15 protein-coding genes are annotated in these 16,596 nt (G+C 69.0%); 5 read left to right on the forward strand and 10 right to left on the reverse strand.

What is annotated here, in order from left to right; all coding sequences use genetic code 11:
* Nucleotides 1-25 precede the first annotated feature (25 nt).
* The 3 genes from Adu01nite_RS35995 to Adu01nite_RS36005 form a co-directional block, all read right to left on the reverse strand.
* The gene (locus Adu01nite_RS35995) at nucleotides 26-325 is read right to left on the reverse strand and encodes a hypothetical protein (protein ID WP_203733772.1); all 300 of its coding nucleotides are present in this window, start codon (nucleotides 323-325) and stop codon (nucleotides 26-28) included.
* Nucleotides 326-404: 79 nt separating this feature from the next.
* Entirely contained in the window at nucleotides 405-2,603 is a 2,199-nt protein-coding gene (locus tag Adu01nite_RS36000; RefSeq protein WP_203733773.1) for a putative bifunctional diguanylate cyclase/phosphodiesterase, read from the reverse strand.
* Between the two features lie 5 nt (nucleotides 2,604-2,608).
* Nucleotides 2,609-3,769, reverse strand: a complete 1,161-nt coding sequence (locus tag Adu01nite_RS36005; protein ID WP_203733774.1) for an FIST signal transduction protein — start codon at nucleotides 3,767-3,769, stop codon at nucleotides 2,609-2,611.
* 92 nt (nucleotides 3,770-3,861) lie between these two features.
* Here Adu01nite_RS36005 and pyrE point away from each other — a divergent pair, with 92 nt between their 5' ends.
* Nucleotides 3,862-4,380, forward strand: a complete 519-nt coding sequence (gene pyrE, locus Adu01nite_RS36010; protein ID WP_203733775.1) for an orotate phosphoribosyltransferase — start codon at nucleotides 3,862-3,864, stop codon at nucleotides 4,378-4,380.
* Here pyrE and cutA read toward each other — a convergent pair.
* From cutA to Adu01nite_RS36025, 3 genes are read right to left on the reverse strand one after another with little or no spacing between them, the layout of a single operon-like run.
* On the reverse strand, nucleotides 4,377-4,706 hold the full coding sequence (cutA, locus tag Adu01nite_RS36015) for a divalent-cation tolerance protein CutA (RefSeq protein WP_203733776.1): 330 nt from the start codon (nucleotides 4,704-4,706) through the stop codon (nucleotides 4,377-4,379). The two genes, pyrE and cutA, sit on opposite strands and share 4 nt — an antisense overlap.
* Nucleotides 4,703-5,755, reverse strand: a complete 1,053-nt coding sequence (locus Adu01nite_RS36020; protein WP_203733777.1) for an aspartate-semialdehyde dehydrogenase — start codon at nucleotides 5,753-5,755, stop codon at nucleotides 4,703-4,705. The genes cutA and Adu01nite_RS36020 overlap by 4 nt, the downstream gene beginning before the upstream one ends.
* 8 nt (nucleotides 5,756-5,763) lie before the next feature.
* The gene (locus tag Adu01nite_RS36025; RefSeq protein ID WP_203733778.1) at nucleotides 5,764-7,029 is read right to left on the reverse strand and encodes an aspartate kinase; all 1,266 of its coding nucleotides are present in this window, start codon (nucleotides 7,027-7,029) and stop codon (nucleotides 5,764-5,766) included.
* Nucleotides 7,030-7,198: 169 nt separating this feature from the next.
* Between Adu01nite_RS36025 and Adu01nite_RS36030 the strand changes: the two genes are divergently transcribed.
* The 4 genes from Adu01nite_RS36030 (at nucleotide 7,199) to Adu01nite_RS48195 (ending at nucleotide 11,272) form a co-directional block, all read left to right on the forward strand.
* Complete coding sequence (locus tag Adu01nite_RS36030) at nucleotides 7,199-7,978, forward strand: hypothetical protein (RefSeq protein ID WP_239132951.1); 780 nt, start codon at nucleotides 7,199-7,201, stop codon at nucleotides 7,976-7,978.
* Nucleotides 7,979-8,163: 185 nt separating this feature from the next.
* A complete protein-coding gene (leuA, locus tag Adu01nite_RS36035; RefSeq protein WP_203733779.1) occupies nucleotides 8,164-9,894 on the forward strand; it encodes a 2-isopropylmalate synthase in 1,731 nt (576 codons plus the stop codon).
* A 101-nt stretch (nucleotides 9,895-9,995) separates the two neighbouring features.
* On the forward strand, nucleotides 9,996-10,676 hold the full coding sequence (locus Adu01nite_RS36040) for an HNH endonuclease family protein (protein WP_239132952.1): 681 nt from the start codon (nucleotides 9,996-9,998) through the stop codon (nucleotides 10,674-10,676).
* Complete coding sequence (locus Adu01nite_RS48195; RefSeq protein WP_239132953.1) at nucleotides 10,676-11,272, forward strand: hypothetical protein; 597 nt, start codon at nucleotides 10,676-10,678, stop codon at nucleotides 11,270-11,272. Before Adu01nite_RS36040 ends, Adu01nite_RS48195 begins: the two co-directional genes overlap by 1 nt.
* Before the next feature lie 265 nt (nucleotides 11,273-11,537).
* Here Adu01nite_RS48195 and Adu01nite_RS36050 read toward each other — a convergent pair whose 3' ends face one another.
* The 4 genes from Adu01nite_RS36050 to Adu01nite_RS36065 form a co-directional block, all read right to left on the reverse strand.
* Nucleotides 11,538-12,575: an ABC transporter ATP-binding protein gene (locus Adu01nite_RS36050; RefSeq protein ID WP_203733780.1), complete on the reverse strand. Its 1,038-nt coding sequence runs from the start codon at nucleotides 12,573-12,575 to the stop codon at nucleotides 11,538-11,540.
* A 17-nt stretch (nucleotides 12,576-12,592) separates the two neighbouring features.
* The gene (locus Adu01nite_RS36055) at nucleotides 12,593-13,633 is read right to left on the reverse strand and encodes an ABC transporter ATP-binding protein (RefSeq protein WP_203733781.1); all 1,041 of its coding nucleotides are present in this window, start codon (nucleotides 13,631-13,633) and stop codon (nucleotides 12,593-12,595) included.
* Between the two features lie 12 nt (nucleotides 13,634-13,645).
* Nucleotides 13,646-14,647, reverse strand: a complete 1,002-nt coding sequence (locus Adu01nite_RS36060; protein WP_203733782.1) for an ABC transporter permease — start codon at nucleotides 14,645-14,647, stop codon at nucleotides 13,646-13,648.
* A 119-nt stretch (nucleotides 14,648-14,766) separates the two neighbouring features.
* On the reverse strand, nucleotides 14,767-16,542 hold the full coding sequence (locus Adu01nite_RS36065) for an ABC transporter substrate-binding protein (RefSeq protein WP_239132954.1): 1,776 nt from the start codon (nucleotides 16,540-16,542) through the stop codon (nucleotides 14,767-14,769).
* Nucleotides 16,543-16,596: the final 54 nt, after the last annotated feature.

Raw genomic sequence — 16,596 nt, forward strand, 5'->3', positions numbered from 1 at the left:
CACCCCGGGTCGTTGAATGTGGGCTTCAGAGCGCCAGCTGCGGTCGCACCGGGACGGTGGTCACCGCTGGGCCGACGCTTCGGCCGGGGAGTTGCTGCTGCGGCACCGCGTACGGGCCGAGCATGGTCTCGACTGCGGGGGCGATCGCCGGGCGGCCGTTGAGCTGGATGAGCCGGGCGGCGCGGGCGAGAGAGCCGGTCTCGCCGTCGCGGAAGCCTTCCCGGTAACCCTTCTCGTAGCGCTCGCCTCGGCCGAGAGCTCGGCCGAGGGCGAAGCACGAGGAACCGGCGAGTGCGATCAGGAAGAACAATGCGAAGGGTGTCACGGAAATGTTCCTTCCGAGTTATTAGCACCAATTAGGCGAAAAGTACCCCAAAAGGATCTTCCATGTTGTAGCGCGGAGATCAAGTACGCGGACGGGTGACTCGATCTTCGACGAGCTGCGTGAGCAGGCGCGCGGGCAGTTCCTCGGGGTCGGTCGGGCGGCACAGGTGGTAGCCCTGGCCGTAGGCGCAACCCAGCCCGCGCAACGCCTGCAGCTGCGCGGCGTTCTCGATCCCCTCGGCCACCGTGCGCAGGCCGAGGATCTGCGCCAGCTCGACGATCGTCCGCACCAGCGCCAGGTCCTCGCCGGTCAACTCGGCCCGCGCGATGAATGCCCGGTCGATCTTCAGCTCGTCGACCGGCAATTCGCGCAGGTAGGCGAGCGACGAATAGCCCGTACCGAAATCGTCGATGGACAGCTGCACGCCGAGGCCGCGCAGCGTGTGCAGGGCCGCCTTGCCCAGGTCGGGCTCGCTCATCAGCACCGACTCGGTCAGCTCCAGCGTCACCGCACTCGACGGCAGGCCGGCGATGGCCAGGGCCCGCATCACGCTGTCGGCGAACCGGGGATGCACCAGCTGATGCCCGGAGACGTTGACGTTCAGCCCGAGGTCGGGGAACTCCCGCCGCCAGCGCGCCACCTGCTGGGCACTGGTCTCCAGCACCCACTGGCCGATGTCGACGATCAGCCCGAACTCCTCGGCGATCGGGATGAAGTCGACCGGCGAGACGAACCCGCGGGTCGGGCTGTGCCAGCGGATCAGCGCCTCGACGCCGGCCGGGCCGCCGTCGCCCAGCCGGATCAGCGGCTGGTACTGCAACCGGAACTCGCCCTCGCGCAATGCTCGCTGCAGGTCGCCGCGCAGACTCAGGTGGTCGAGCGCCTCGGAGTGCATGAACGACTCGTAGACCCGGACCCGGCCCGGACCCTCCTTCTTCGCCCGGTACATCGCGACGTCGGCGTTGTGCAGCAGCGACTCGGGCTTCTCCACGGCCTCCCGGGAGATGGCGATGCCGACGCTGGCGCCGATGAAGATCTCCCGGCCGGCCACCCGGAACGGCTCCTTGATCGCGGAGACGACCCGCTCGCCGACGATGGTGGCGGCCTCGCGCGGGGAGTCGTGCAGCAGGGCGGCGAACTCGTCCCCGCCGAGCCGGGCGGTGGTGTCGCTGGCCCGTACGCAACCGCGCAGCCGCCGCGCGACCAGCGCGAGCAGCTGATCGCCGGCTTCGTGGCCGAGGCTGTCGTTGACCGCCTTGAACCGGTCCAGGTCGATGAAGAGCACGCTGGTCGGGTCGGTCGAGGTGCCCCGGGACGCCAGCACCCGGTTGAGGATCTTGAGGAAGAGCGCCCGGTTCGGCAGGCCGGTGACCGGGTCGTGGTGGGCCTCGCGGACCGCCTCGACGGTCCGCGCGTCGGTCAGCGCCAGGCTCACCTGCTGGGCGAACGCGGCCAGCTGATCACGCTGCTCGGTGTGCTGCTCGGTGCCGCCGGGCAGGTGCGCGACCAGGCAGCCGGCCATCTCACCGGTCACCCGCACCGGAGCGGCGATCGCGGTGCCGGTCGAGTCGGGCCGGATCAGCACCGAGCCGGCCGCCATCGCGGCCCGCGCCGCCGACTCGTGGGCCGGCTCGCCGTCGGTGCCGCCGCAGGTCGACGCGACGCTCAGCCGGCGGTCCTGGCCGCCCTCGGCGAGCAGCAGCGCCACCGTGGCACCGTCGAGCAGTTCGGCCGCGCCACTGGTCACCGCGTCCAGGATCTCCGGCAGCGGCCGCCGGGCCGAGATCGCCCGCTGGATGGTCAGCAGCGACTCGACCAGCCGCTGCCGGGTCTGCGCGCTGGTCGCCTGCCGTTCCTTCTCGGCGCGCAGGTGCCGCTCGGCGGCCAGCACCCGGATGCTGCGCAACGCCAGGCCGAGCACCTGGGCCATGCCCTGCAGCATCTGCCTTTCCTCGGGGCCGAACGGTTCGTCCAGCCGGGCCACGATCAGCGCGTCCGCGTGCTCCACGCCCAGCGGGCACGGCACGGCGTAGAGCTCACCGCGGCCGATCACGTCGAGCAGGGTCTCGCCGGCCGCCACCGCGCGCAGGCGGGCTTCCGGGACGGCCGGGCCGAAGCCGTACGCGCCCAGGACCTTGCCCTCGCGCACGACCGCGCCCACCTCGGCCTCGACCATCTCGACGGCCCGCTGGACCGCATGGGTGATCGCCGTTTCCTCGTTCTCGGCCGCGTTGACCGCGGTGAAGAACTCGGTGAGCAGGTGCGTCGACCAGTTCATCCGCTTCAAGCCAGGGCCAAGGTGACGAGGGTGAGGTGATGGAGGCCGCTGGCGCCGCGGATCCGGGCGACCTCTCCGCCGGTGTAGAAACCGGCGAACGGCGCGCCGTGGAGAGCCTCCCGCATGACCGCGATCTCCTCGTCCATCCCGCCCTCGACCAGGCCGGCCCGGCGGCCGGCGCAGTCGAAGGCGAGCACGCCGAGCGGGGCGAGGCCGTCGAGCCGGGCGAGTGCCTCGGTGCACGACCAGGATGCGCCGTCGAGCAGCGCCTGCCGGTCCGCCTCCATCAGCCAGACCTGCGCGCCCTGCGGGATGTCGGCGGTGCCCCAGACCGAGCGTTCCTCGTCGTCCCCGGCGTGGATCACCCGGATGTCCTCGCCGTTGCGCCGGGACAGGCCGAGCGGCTGCAACGGCCGGCCGCGGTCGAAGAACTCATCGGCCGTGCCCTCGAAGTTGTTGCGCCGCAGCAGCACGTCCAGGGCCGGCTCCTCGTCGAGCTGGTAGATGTGCGCGCCCTTGCTCTTGGTGACGATCATCGGCGGTTCGATCCGGCGCCAGCCGTGCGCGATGCCGATGCCGACCGGCCCGTCCGAGCCGAGCGCGAGCCCGACCACCGAGTTGGTCAGCACCTCGTCGCCGTAGAACTGGAAGGTCTGCTCGAACTTCCGGTCGTCCGCGCTGAACCCGCCGACCAGCGGAACGGTCGCGCCGATGCCCGAGTAGGCGCCCCGGATGATGTCGTGCGGATGGCCGGTCAGCCCGTCGCAGAGCAGGACCAGCACCTTGTGATCGTCGTGCAGGCCACGCAGCGACTCGGCGACCGCGGCGCCGGCCGCGCGCGGATCGGACTCGCTGATGTGCGCCGCCCGGGTGTGCACGGTGAAGCCGTCGCCGCCGAGCGCGGCCACCGAGACGCCGCCCACGGTCATCCCGGAGTTGCCGAGCTCGCCCATGGTGGTGCAGCCGACGATCGCCGCATCCGGGCCGGCCTCGGCCCGCACCCCGGCGAGCAGCGCCCGCAGGTCGTGCGCCACCGAGCAGAAGACCACGACCGCCTTGGGCGCTCGGCCGCCGATCGCCTCCACGACGGCCTCGGCACCGGCCTTCGCGGAGTCCGCGGCGCTGCTCTGCCCGGCGCCGAACCAACGGTGCGGGATGCTCTGCATGATCCTATGATCGGCACGGTTTGTCGGTTGCTGAGTGGTTGCGTGTGGGGTGCTGTCATCCGTCCCCGGGCCGCCTGCCAGGCTTGGACCTTGTGACTTCCTCTGAAGACCTGGCCCGGCGGGTCCGCGACGTCAGCCGGCTGACCGGTGAGTTCGTCCTGCGGTCCGGCCGCACCGCGACCGAATATTTTGACAAGTACCAGTTCGAGGCCGACCCGGAGCTGCTCGACCAACTGGCCGAGCGGATGGCCGTGCTGATCCCCGAGGGCATCGAGGTGCTGGCCGGGCTGGAGATGGGCGGCATCGCCGTGGTGACGGCGCTGGCCCGGCACGCCAAGCTGCCCACCGCGTTCATCCGCAAGCAGGCCAAGCAGTACGGCACCGCCCGGCTGGCCGAGGGTGCCGAGGTGGCCGGTCGCCGGGTGCTGGTGGTCGAGGACGTCGTCACGTCCGGCGGCCAGGTGGTCATCTCCACCGGCGACCTGCGCAAGCTGGGTGCGCACGTGGACCACGCGCTGTGCGTGATCGACCGTCAGGAGGGCGGCTCCGCGGCCCTGGCGGCCGAGGGCATCACCCTTCGGGCGCTGCTGACCAGGGAAGACCTCAGCTAACTCCCGGTCTCTTTGAAGACCCAGTCGAGGTACGCCGGGTTTCCGGCCACCACCGGCATGGCCAGTACGCACGGAACGTCGTACGGATGCTCGGCGTTCGCCCGCTCGATGATCTTGTCGACCAGCTCCGCACGGGTGTGCAGGGCGACCCGGGCCTCGGGGTCGTCCTGCACCGCGCCGTCCCAGCGGTAGATCGAGCGGATCGCCGCGACCTGCTGCCCGCAGGCGGCGAGGCGCTCCTCGACCAGGCGGCGGGTGAAGCCGGCCAGCCACTCCGGGTCGGCGGCGGTGATCACGACCTCGACGACACCGGTGGCGGCGGTCATTTCATTTCCGCGGCGATCAGCTCGGCGATCTGCACGGTGTTGAGCGCGGCACCCTTGCGCATGTTGTCGCCGGTCACGAAGAGATCGAGCGCGCGCGGGTCGTCCATCGCCCGGCGGATGCGGCCCACCCAGGACGGATCGGTGCCGACCGCGTCGATCGGCATCGGGAACTCGCCGGCCTCCGGGTCGTCGACCAGGATCACCCCGGGGGCGCCACGCAGCGCCTGACGGGCACCGTCCGCGTCGACCTCAGAACCGAACACCGCGTGTACGGCTATCGAGTGGCCGGTCACCACCGGCACCCGGACGCAGGTGGCGGAGACCTTCAAGGCCGGCAGCCCGAGGATCTTGCGGGACTCGTTGCGCAGCTTGAGCTCCTCGGACGACCAGCCGAGCGGCTCCTGGACGCCCGACCAGGGCACCACGTTGAGCGCGAGCGGCGCCGGGAACGGGCCGAGATCGTCGCCGACCGCCTGCCGCACGTTGCCCGGCCGGGAGCCCAGCGAACGGTCGCCGGCCACCTTGCTGAGCTGGTCGTGCAGGGTGTCCACACCGATCTGACCCGCGCCCGAGGCGGCCTGGTAGGAGGCGAGCACCAGCTCGCGCAGGCCGTACTCGCGGTGCAGCGGCGCGATCGCCATGATCATCGCCATCACCGTGCAGTTGGCGTTGGAGACGATGTTGCGCGGGCGGTCGCGCACCGCTTCCTTGTTGACCTCGGGCACGACCAGCGGCACGTCCGCGTCCATCCGGAAGGCCGCCGAGTTGTCCACCACGGTCACGCCGCGGGCAGCCGCGATCGGCGCCCACTCGCGCGACACGTCGTCGGGCACGTCGAACATGGCCACGTCGACGCCGTCGAACGCCTCCGGGGTCAGCTCCCGCACGGTCAGCTGCTCACCGCGGCAGCTCAGCTCCTTGCCGGCACTACGCGCGGTGGCGAGCAGCCGGATCTCCCCCCAGACGTTGCGCCGGGAGGAGAGCAATTCGAGCATGACGGTACCGACGGAGCCGGTGGCTCCGACGACGGCGAGCGTGGGCTGCGCCATCGGGACTCTTACCGCCCGGTGCCGGCGTACACCACCGCCTGCTCGCCGCCGCCCAGCTCGAACTGGTCGTGCACGGCCCGGACCGCGGTGTCGAGGTCGGTGTCGCGGCAGACCACCGAGACCCGGATCTCCGAGGTCGAGATCATCTCGATGTTGACGCCGGCCTCACCGATGCAGGCGAAGAAGGAAGCGGCCACGCCCGGGTGCGAGCGCATGCCCGCGCCGATCAGCGACACCTTCCCGACGTGGTCGTCGAAGAGCAGGCTCTTGAACTTGATCTGCTCCTTGATCCGGTCGAGCGCGGTCATCGCGACGGCGCCGTCGGCCTTGGGGAGCGTGAACGAGATGTCGGTGCGGCCGGTGCCCTCGGTCGACACGTTCTGCACGATCATGTCGATGTTGATCTCGGCCTGCGCCACGGTCTCGAAGATGCGACCGGCTGCGCCCGGCTCGTCGGGCACCCCGACGATCGTGATCTTGGCTTCGCTCCGCTCGTGCGCGACCCCGGTGATCAATGCTTGCTCCACGTCAGGGTCCTCCATCGATCCGGTGACGAGCGTGCCTTCTTTGTTCGAGTACGAAGAGCGTACGTGGATCGGCACCTTGAAGCGGCGGGCGTATTCCACGCATCGCAACATCAGCACCTTCGCCCCACCGGCCGCCAGCTCGAGCATCTCCTCGTAGGTGATCTGCTTGATGTGCTTGGCGTCCGGGACGATCCGCGGGTCGGCGGTGAAGACGCCGTCGACGTCGGTGTAGATCTCGCAGACGTCGGCGTGCAGCGCCGCCGCCAGGGCGACCGCCGTCGTGTCCGAACCGCCGCGGCCCAGCGTGGTGATGTCCTTGGTGTCCTGCGAGACGCCCTGGAAGCCGGCCACGATGCAGATCGCGCCCTCGTCCAGCGCCGAGCGCAGCCGGCCGGGCGTCACATCGATGATCCGCGCCTTGCCGTGCGTCGAGGTGGTCAGCACGCCGGCCTGCGAGCCGGTGTAGGACCGGGCTTCGTAACCCAGGTTGTGGATCGCCATGGCGAGCAGCGCCATCGAGATGCGCTCGCCGGCGGTCAGCAGCATGTCGAGCTCACGACCGGGCGGCAGCGGGCTCACCTGGTTGGCCAGGTCGAGCAGCTCATCGGTGGTGTCACCCATCGCCGAGACGACGACCACCACGTCGTCGCCGGACTTGCGGGCGGCCACGATGCGCTCCGCCACCCGCTTGATGCGCTCGGCGGTGGCAACGGACGAGCCACCGTACTTCTGCACCACCAGTGCCACGGGTAACCATTCCTTCGGTTTCTGCCAAACGCCCGGTCAGGGCAATCGCCACCACATTAGCCGCGCCCCGGCGCGAGACCGACAGCCGATCCCAGGATTCGGCCTATAACCGGCGACACGCCAGTGCACGACAACGACCGGTTCGGCCCGCAGAGGCGAGAATGTCTCGGTGCGCCCACACTTCCTGTCGCTGTCCGCCGCCCTGTTGCTGGGCTGCCTCGCGGCCTGCGGCGGAAGCCCGGAGGCCGCGCCCACCACGTCCGCCTCGGCCACGCCGACCGGCGACGACACCGCTCCGCAGGCACGGGTCGACCTGGCCGCCAAGGCCGCGCTGGCGCAGGACAAGGCGTACGCCGCGCTCTACACGCTGGACGACGACGGCGACGGGCGGCAGCACAACGTGGTCGCCACCATCGCCGCCGACGGCACCTGGCGGGTCGATGTGAGCGACGCCATGCTCGGCAGCACCACCGACGTCTCGATCGTCTCGACCGCGGCCGGGCTCTACCAGTGCACGGTCGCCTCGGCGTCCAACCCGGTCATCCCCAGCTGCGTGAAGGTCGCGGCGGCCGGCAAGCGGGTGCCGAAGGACAACTCGCCGCAGGTGGAGCGGTTGTTCCGGCAGTGGCTGCCGGTCTTCCGCGACCGGCAGGCGGCGCTGTCGGTGACCGAGGTGCAGCCACTCTCCGGCGCGCAGGGCACCTGCTACTCGATCGACTCGATCGCGGCCTCGATCAAGGCGCCGGTCGACATCGGCATCTACTGCTACGCGGCCGACGGTGTGCTGACCGCGGCCCGGGTCGGTTTCGGCGTGCTCAAGCTGGTCAGTCAGGTGGCCGGCCCGAAGACCGTGCCGCTGCCCGGCCCCGAGTCGCCCGGCCCGGCGATGGGCCAGGATGCGGTGGCGCCGCCGGTCGAGCTTCCATCGACCGTGGCCTCACCGGCCTGAGCACGGGCTTCCCACGATCCGGGCGTAGCATTAGCGACGTCCGAGCTGATCACGTAGGGTGATTTTCGACATGTGGCAGACGCTCCTCCTTCGCTGCCGCGACGAGGCTTGATCCCAGGCCGGCACCTCGTCGCGGAGTTGACGCGCGCCGCCTGCTCGGTTCGTCTCCCGTTTGGAGCAGTCACATGTCCACCGACAATCCCTTTGCCACGCAGCGGTCCAGCGCGATGCCCTTCCAGCGGTACGCGTCGTACCAGCAGCAGTTCAAGATCGACCTGCCGGATCGGCAGTGGCCGACCAAGGTGACCGAGACCGCCCCTCGCTGGTGCGCGGTCGACCTGCGGGACGGCAACCAAGCTCTGATCGACCCGATGTCCCCCGAGCGCAAGAAGCGCATGTTCATGCTGCTGGTGCAGATGGGCTACAAGGAGATCGAGGTCGGCTTCCCGGCGGCGTCGCAGACCGACTACGACTTCATCCGCCAGCTGATCGAGCAGGACCTGATCCCGGACGACGTCACCGTCCAGGTGCTGACCCAGTGCCGCGAGCACCTGATCGAGCGCACCTTCGAGTCGCTGCGCGGCGCCAAGCGGGCGATCGTGCACTTCTACAACTCGACGTCGGTGCTGCAGCGCCGGGTGGTCTTCGGGCTGGACAAGGACGGCATCACCGACATCGCCACCAGCGGCGCGCGGTTCTGCCAGAAGTACGCCGAGATCCACACGCCGGACACCGAGATCTTCTACGAATACTCGCCGGAGTCCTACACGGGCACCGAGCTGGAGTACGCGCTGGAGGTCTGCTCGGCCGTCATCGACGTGATCGACCCGACCCCGGCCCGGCCGCTGATCATCAACCTGCCGGCCACGGTCGAGATGGCCACCCCCAACGTCTACGCCGACTCGATCGAGTGGATGCACCGCCACCTGCCCCGCCGCGAGTCGGTGGTGCTGTCGCTGCACCCGCACAACGACCGGGGCACCGGGGTGGCCGCCGCCGAGCTGGGCCTGCTGGCCGGCGCCGACCGCATCGAGGGCTGCCTGTTCGGCAACGGCGAGCGCACCGGCAACGTCGACCTGGTCACGCTGGGCCTGAACATGTTCGCCCAGGGCATCGACCCGATGATCAACTTCACGCAGATCGACGAAATCAAACGGACCGTCGAGTACTGCAACCAGCTGCCGGTGCACGAGCGTCACCCGTACGTGGGCGACCTGGTCTACACGTCGTTCTCCGGGTCGCACCAGGATGCGATCAACAAGGGCTTCGCCTGGCTGAAGTCCGATGCGGACGCGGCCGGCGTGCCGGTCGACGAGTTCACCTGGGGCGTGCCCTACCTGCCGATCGACCCGAAGGACGTGGGTCGCAGCTACGAGGCGGTCATCCGGGTCAACTCGCAGTCCGGCAAGGGCGGCGTGGCGTACATCATGAAGGAGGAGCACAAGCTCGACCTGCCGCGACGTCTGCAGATCGAGTTCTCCGGAGTGGTGCAGCACCACACCGACGAGGAGGGCGGCGAGGTCTCCCCGCAGCAGATGTGGGACATCTTCGCCGGCGAGTACCTGATCGAGCACCAGATCGCTGCCGCCTTCAAGATCGAGGGCTACAGCACGGCCACCGTGGACGGCAAGGTCGAGATCGACCTGGAGGTCTTCCACCGCGGCGTACGCCGTCCGCTGCTCGGTGTCGGCAACGGCCCGATCGACGCGTTCGTGCAGGCGGTGGCCCCGCTGGGGGTCCAGGCCCGGGTGCTGGATTACCAGGAGCACGCGATGACCGCGGGTGGCGACGCTCAGGCCGCGGCGTATGTCGAGGTCGAGGTCGGCGACCGTACGGTGTGGGGCGTCGGCATCGACGCGAACATCGTGAGCGCCTCGATCAAGGCCGTGACCAGCGCCATCAACCGCGCTCGCTGATTTTTCGGACCATCCCGCGCGTCGCTCACCGGCGCGCGGGATGATCCACCCACGGGTGATCGACTCGGGCACATCGGGCACATCGGCTTTAGTCTGAGGGCGTGCCCCCTCATGCTCCTCGATGGACCCTGTTCCTTGCCGCCGCCGCCCTGACCCTCGCCACCACCGCGTGCGACCAGGTCAAGATCGATGTCGGCCCGTTCCCCACCGAAACCGCCACCACCGCTGCGCCCGGCTCCGGGTCCGGGTCCGGCTCGGCCGGCAATGCTTCCGCGGAGCTCGCCAAGCTCAAGGTGGCCGTGGCCGGCAAGATGACGGGCTACAGCCGGGAGAAGTTCCCGCACTGGAGCAGCACCGGCAGCAACTGCGACACCCGCGATTCGGTGCTCAAGCGGGACGGCACCAAGGTGAAATTCTCCGGCTGCAACGTGGTGGCCGGCACCTGGAAGAGCGTCTACGACGGCAAGACGATCACCTCGCCGACCGCGGTGGACATCGACCACGTGGTGCCGCTGGCCAACGCGTGGCGGTCCGGCGCCGCGGCGTGGACCACCGATCAGCGCAAGGCCTTCGCCAACGACCTCGACGATCCGCAGTTGGTCGCGGTGTCGGCGTCGTCCAACCGCTCCAAGGGCGACCAGGATCCGTCGACGTGGAAGCCGACCGACACCAGCGCGTGGTGCGCGTATGCGGAAGACTGGATCGCGGTGAAGACCAAGTTCAAGCTGACGGTCACCACCAAGGAGAAGTCCGCCCTCGCCGACATGCTGGAGAAGTGCTGATGAGCGACCCCGCTCCCACCGGCTCCGCCGCCACCGAGCCGACCGCGTCCATCCGGCCGGCCGCCCCCGACGCCGCAGCCGTTGAGCCCGCAGCTGCTGCTGCGCCCGCGGCGGCCACCGCCGCGGCTGCCACCGCCGCGGCTGCCACCGCCGCGGCTGCCACCGCTTCGGCAGCCGCAGCCAAAGCTGCGGCTGCTGCCGAAAGCGCCGGGCCTGGTGCCGCCGGGCCCGCTGCCGAGGCGGCCGGCACACCCCCTGCCGCCGATACCGCCTCGCCGGCCGCAACCGCTGCGGCCACGGCGACCGACTCGGAAACCGACAAATCCGATAAAGGCGACACCTCCGCTGCGCCGGCCCTCACGACCAACATCACGGCGGGCCAGGGCGGGGTCATGACCGACGAGGTCGGCGTGGTCACCGGCGATCTGACGCTGAAGACCGAGGTCAGCGGCAACGACGTGGTCGTGCGGGTGCAGTACCAGGAAGCCGAGGAGTGGTACGTGGTCACCGGCGCCAAGGCCACGATCAAGGACCCGGCCGACGCCGCGGCGATCCATCAGATCGTGGTCGGCATCCTCAATCGCCCGGAGGAATGAGCTGGCCGGCGCGGCCCATTTGGCTGCGCCGATCGGCACCACGCCGGGCTGAGCCGGCCGGCGTCGCTTGGATTCGCGGCGCATCCGGTCCGGGAGGACCTGCGCGTACCTCGGTCTGCGGGTCGTTGTCCGGTTCAGCGCTTATCGGAAGCACGCGCCGGAGGCGCGCTGCTTGGCATGCGGGTCGTGAGAGCTTGCGCACCCGTCGGGCCGGGGGCTGCCCTGGTCCGGCGGGTGCGATTCGCTGCGTACCTCTGAAATTGAATTAAGCGGGGGTTGAGGCCGGACGCCGACCCACCACCTGCTCGTCCTCGACGATCGGGAAGTGACACGCCGTCTGGTGGGACTCCGGGTCCTCCAGGCGGGTGACCAGCGGGGGTTCCTCCGTCGCGCAGATGTCCTGCGCCTTCCAGCAACGCGTGCGGAAGCGGCAACCGGACGGCGGGTTGATCGGGCTGGGCACGTCGCCGGTCAGCAGCACGCGCTCGCGCTGCGCCCGATCGCGCCGAGCCGGATCCGGCACCGGGACCGCCGACATCAGGGCGACCGTGTAGGGGTGGCGGGGGTTCTTGTACAGCTCGTCGCGCTCGGCGATCTCGACGACCTTGCCGAGGTACATGACCGCGACCCGGTCCGAGATGTGCCGGACCACCGACAGGTCGTGGGCGATGAAGACGTAGGTCAGGTCGAACTCGCGCTGCAGGTCGTCGAGCAGGTTGACCACCTGGGCCTGGATCGACACGTCCAGCGCCGACACCGGCTCGTCCGCGACGATCATCTTGGGGCGCAGGGCCAGCGCGCGGGCGATGCCGATGCGCTGACGCTGGCCGCCGGAGAACTCATGCGGATAGCGGTTGTAGTGCTCCGGGTTGAGCCCGACCAGCTCCAACAGCTCCTGCACGGCCTTCTTGAGGCCCTGCGGGGTGGGAATGCTCTGGATCTGCAGCGGCGCCGCGATGATCGAGCCGACCGTGTGCCGCGGGTTCAGCGACGAGTACGGGTCCTGGAAGATCATCTGGACGTCGCGGCGCAGCGGTCGCATCTGCGAGAAGGACTTGTGGCTGATGTCCTTGCCATCGAAGACGATCTTGCCGGCGGTCGGCTCCAGGATCCGGGTGAACAGCCGGCCGGTCGTGGACTTGCCACAACCGGACTCGCCCACCAGACCCAGCGTCTCGCCGGACCGCACCTGCAGGTCGATCCCGTCGACCGCACGCACGGCGCCGACCTGCCGCCGGAACAGACCCTTCGTGATCGGGAAGTGCTTCTCCAGCCCCGACACCTCGAGCAGGTTCTCGCTCATTGTTTTTCTTCCTCCGCTCAGAGGTTCGGCAGAACTTCCTGCTGGAAGATCTTGGTGCGTTCTTCCGGGGGCAGGTGACAGGCGACCAGGTGCGGACCGCCGAGCCCGGCGTCGCGCAGCAGGGGCACGTCGGTGAAGGACCGGTTGCCGTTGCGCCCGGCGTAGGGGCACCGCGGGTGGAAGGCGCAGCCGTCCGGGAGATTGATCAGGCTGGGCGGGGTGCCCTTGACCGGCGTCAGCCGATCGCGGACGTCCCGGTCCAGACGCGGCATCGAGCCGAGCAGACCCCAGGTGTACGGGTGCTGCGGCTGCTGGAACACGTCGAGCGCCGGGCCCTTTTCAATGATCTTTCCGCCGTACATGACCAGGACCTCGTCGGCGAGCTCGGCCACCACACCCAGGTCATGGGTGATCATGATGACCGCCGAGCCGAACTCCTCCTGCAGGTCCCGGATCAGGTCGAGGATCTGCGCCTGCACGGTCACGTCGAGCGCCGTGGTGGGCTCGTCCGCGATCAGCAGCTGCGGGTCGTTGACCAGGGCCATCGCGATCATCGCGCGCTGCCGCATGCCGCCCGAGAACTGGTGGGCGTAGTCGTGGAAACGCCGCTCCGGCTGCGGGATGCCCACCCGGGCGAGCATGTCGATCGCCCGCTCGCGGGCCACCTTCTTGTTCACCCCGGGGTGGTGCACCCGGTAGGCCTCGACGATCTGCGACCCGACCGTGAAGTACGGGTGCATGGCGCTCAGCGGGTCCTGGAAGATCATCGCCATCTTGCCGCCGCGCAGCAGACGAACCTTCTCGTCGGTCGCGGTGATCAGCTCTTCGTCGTCGAGCCAGATCTCGCCGGTGACCTTGGCGTTGCTGCGGGTGCGGTGCAGGCCCAGGACGCCGAGCGAGGTGACGCTCTTGCCGGAGCCGGACTCGCCCACGATGCCGAGGGTCTGCCCCTTCTCCAGGGTGAACGACGAGCCGGAGACCGCCTGGACGATGCCGTCGTCGGTCTCGAAGCGAATGGTGAGGTCTTTGACCTCGAGGTATGGCCGCTCCTTTGACATTTGGTGGCCCCCTCAGCCCAGCCGCACGCGCGGGTCGATGACGCCGTAGAGCAGGTCGACGATCAAGTTCATGATGACGATGAAGAACGCGGCGAACAGGGTCACACCGAGGATGGTCGGCAGGTCGTTGGTGCGAATGCCGTTCAGCGCCCAGTAGCCGAGGCCGCGCAGATTGAAGACCGCCTCGGTGAGGATCGCGCCGCCGAGCAGCGCGCCGAGGTCAAGACCGAAGACGGTGACCAGGGGGGTCAGGCCGGAGCGGAGGCCGTGCTTGCCGATGACCGTACGCTCCTTCAAGCCCTTGGCCCGGGCGGTGCGAATGTAGTCCTCGCCGAGGGTCTCGAGCATGTTGGCTCGGGTCAGTCGGGCATAGGTGGCGGCGAACAGGAACGCCAGCGTCACCCATGGCATGAGCAGACCGGTGAACCATTTAACTGGATTGTCGAAGAACGGGGTGTAATCCGCGTTCGGCAACCATTCCAGGCCGTACACGAAGATGGTCAGCGCGAGCAGACCGGTGAAGTAGATCGGCAGCGAGACGCCGGCCAGCGCGATCGTCATCACCGACCGGTCCCAGATCGATCCACGCCGCAGCGCGGAGATCACGCCGAAGATCACGCCCATCAGCACCCAGATGATGGCGGCGCCGATCGCGAGGGAGACGGTGACCGGGAGGGCGTGGATCAGGATCGGCCACACCTCCTGGTTGGTCTTGAAGGTGTACCCGAGGCAGGGCGCCGAGCAGTGCGTGATGTCCGGGCCGTTGGCGTAGTCGCGGCCGGCCACGATGCCCTTCAAGAACTTCCAGTACTGCACGATGATCGGGTCGTTGAGCCCGAGCTTCGTCCGGATGCCCTCGACCGCGACCGGGTCGGCCTGCTTGCCGATATAAAGCAATGCCGGGTCACTGCCGGTGGCCTTCGGCACGAGGAAGAAGACGCCGAAAGTCACGAGCGTGACCACAAGCAGAGTCACAACGGCGTTGATCAGCCGCCGGATGAGGTATGCCACCACGACTTTCGGCCGGATACCGTGCGGGTGCCGAGTCCTTGCGAACCCGGCACCCGCTCGGCGGGGGCGGCCTTCACCTGCCCTTCGATTTACCCAACGGTGCTACAGCGAGCGGAATGGAATTACTTACCGTCGCTGACGCCGAGGGACGCGAAGTCCACCATGGCCAGGCCAGAGTGGAAGTACACGTTCGTCAGCCGCGGGTTGTAGTAGTTGAGCGCCTTGTCGAACACGAACGGCAGGTAGTAGAAGCCGTCCATGACCTTCTTGTTGGCTTCCTGGTAGTCGGTGCCGGCCGCGGTGGCGTCCTTCTCCGCGAGACCCTTGGCGAACAGGTCGTCGATCGCCTGGTCCTTGATCTCGGGGAGGTTGTAGTTGCCGTTCGCGACGAGGAACTTGCTCGACGCCAGCGGGGCGAGGTATCCGTAGCCGGTGGGGAAGTCAGCACCCCAGCCGGCGATCATGATGCCGTAGCCCTTCTTGTGCACGTTGTTCGGCGAGCCGACAACGGTGGCGATCTGCGAGCCGTCGTACTGCTCGATCGTCGCGTTGATGTTCACGGCCTTCAGCGCCGCCTGGAGGGCGGTCGCGGTCGCGATCTCGGCCGGCTTGTTGTTCCGGACCGCGATCTTGGTCGCGAAGCCGTTCGGCTGGCCACAGGCGGTCAGCGCTTCCTTGGCCTTGTCGGCCTGCGGCTTGCCCTGGGCCCGACCGTACGGGTCGTAGCTCTTGTCGGCACCGAGGATGTTCGGGGGCAGCATGTTGGTCGCGATGTCGCCACCGGCCACCGGGCCGCCACGGGCGGTCTGCAGCGTGGTCGGGTCGGACGCGTAGACGACCGCCTTGCGGCACTCGATGTTGTTGAACGGCGCGACGTTCTGCGAGATCGCGGCGTAGCGGATGAAGCCGTTGTTCGGGTTCGCCGCGTTCGCCTTGAGCTTCTCGTCGGTCAGGATCTGGGTGCGGGCCTGGGTGGCCACACCGCTCTGGCTCGCGTCCATGTCGGCCGTGCCGGCCAGCAGGCGGGAGTCCATGTCCTCAGCGTTCGTGGTGATCGTGAGGGTGATCTTGTCCGGCAGGGCCTTGCGGACCGTGTCGGTCGAGGCGTCCCAGTTGGTGTTGCGCACCAGGGTCGCGCCCTTGCCCGGCTCGATGCTCTCGAACTTGTACGGACCCGAGGAGGCCGGGGCCAGGCCGTACTTGGCGCCGGTGTCCCGCTTCTGCGGAACCGGGGCGCCGCCCGGCAGGGCCAGCTCGTACGGGAAGTTCGCGTTGGCGTTCGCCAGCTTGAAGATGATCGTCGAGTCGTCCGGCGTCTCGACGGTCTTCAGACCCAGCTTGTTCGGGTCGGTGTCCTTGTACGGGCCGGGGTACTTCTGGCCCTGGTCCAGCTCGTCGGTCAGGTACAGCGGGCCGCCGGGGACGACGTCCTGAGCGAAGATGCGCTCGATGCCGTACTTGATGTCCTTCGAGGTGATCGCGGCACCGTCGTCGAACTTCAGACCGCTCTTCAGCTTGAAGGTGTAGGTCTTGCCGTCCGCGCTGACCTCCGGCGCGGCCGAGGCCAGGTCCGGGGTGAGGATGAGGCCGTCGGCGCCGGGCTTCGGCGTGTAGGTCATCAGGGTCCGGCTGTAGAGCCGGTTCATGTTGATCGTCCAGGCGTAGTACGAGATCGCCGGGTCGAACGAGTCAGCGTCCTGGGGGCTCCACAGGTTGAGGGTGCCGCCCTTCTTGTCGCTGGCGTTGACGACCTTGGTCGCCGACGCGTTGAACGCCGCACCGGTGCCCGAGGAACTGTCGTCGCTCTTGTTGTCGTCGGAACCGCCACCGCATGCGGCGGTCAGCCCCAATGTGAGTGCGGCCGTCGCGGCCAACATCACCTTCGTCTTGCCTGCCACCTAAACTCCTACCTTCTTGAACGGCGACCTGCGGGAGTCGCCGAGATTCATGCG

The organism is Paractinoplanes durhamensis (genome assembly GCF_016862175.1).
GTDB lineage: Bacteria > Actinomycetota > Actinomycetes > Mycobacteriales > Micromonosporaceae > Actinoplanes > Actinoplanes durhamensis.

Bases quoted from the DNA above. Each gene is read 5' to 3' on its own strand.
- Adu01nite_RS36000 (WP_203733773.1), bottom strand. From the start codon at position 2,603: ATGAACTGGTCGACGCACCTGCTCACCGAGTTCTTCACCGCGGTCAAC.
- Adu01nite_RS36005 (WP_203733774.1), bottom strand. From the start codon at position 3,769: ATGCAGAGCATCCCGCACCGTTGGTTCGGCGCCGGGCAGAGCAGCGCC.
- cutA (WP_203733776.1), bottom strand. From the start codon at position 4,706: ATGACCGCCGCCACCGGTGTCGTCGAGGTCGTGATCACCGCCGCCGAC.
- Adu01nite_RS36020 (WP_203733777.1), bottom strand. From the start codon at position 5,755: ATGGCGCAGCCCACGCTCGCCGTCGTCGGAGCCACCGGCTCCGTCGGT.
- leuA (WP_203733779.1), top strand. From the start codon at position 8,164: ATGTCCACCGACAATCCCTTTGCCACGCAGCGGTCCAGCGCGATGCCC.
- Adu01nite_RS48195 (WP_239132953.1), top strand. From the start codon at position 10,676: ATGAGCGACCCCGCTCCCACCGGCTCCGCCGCCACCGAGCCGACCGCG.
- Adu01nite_RS36050 (WP_203733780.1), bottom strand. From the start codon at position 12,575: ATGAGCGAGAACCTGCTCGAGGTGTCGGGGCTGGAGAAGCACTTCCCG.
- Adu01nite_RS36055 (WP_203733781.1), bottom strand. From the start codon at position 13,633: ATGTCAAAGGAGCGGCCATACCTCGAGGTCAAAGACCTCACCATTCGC.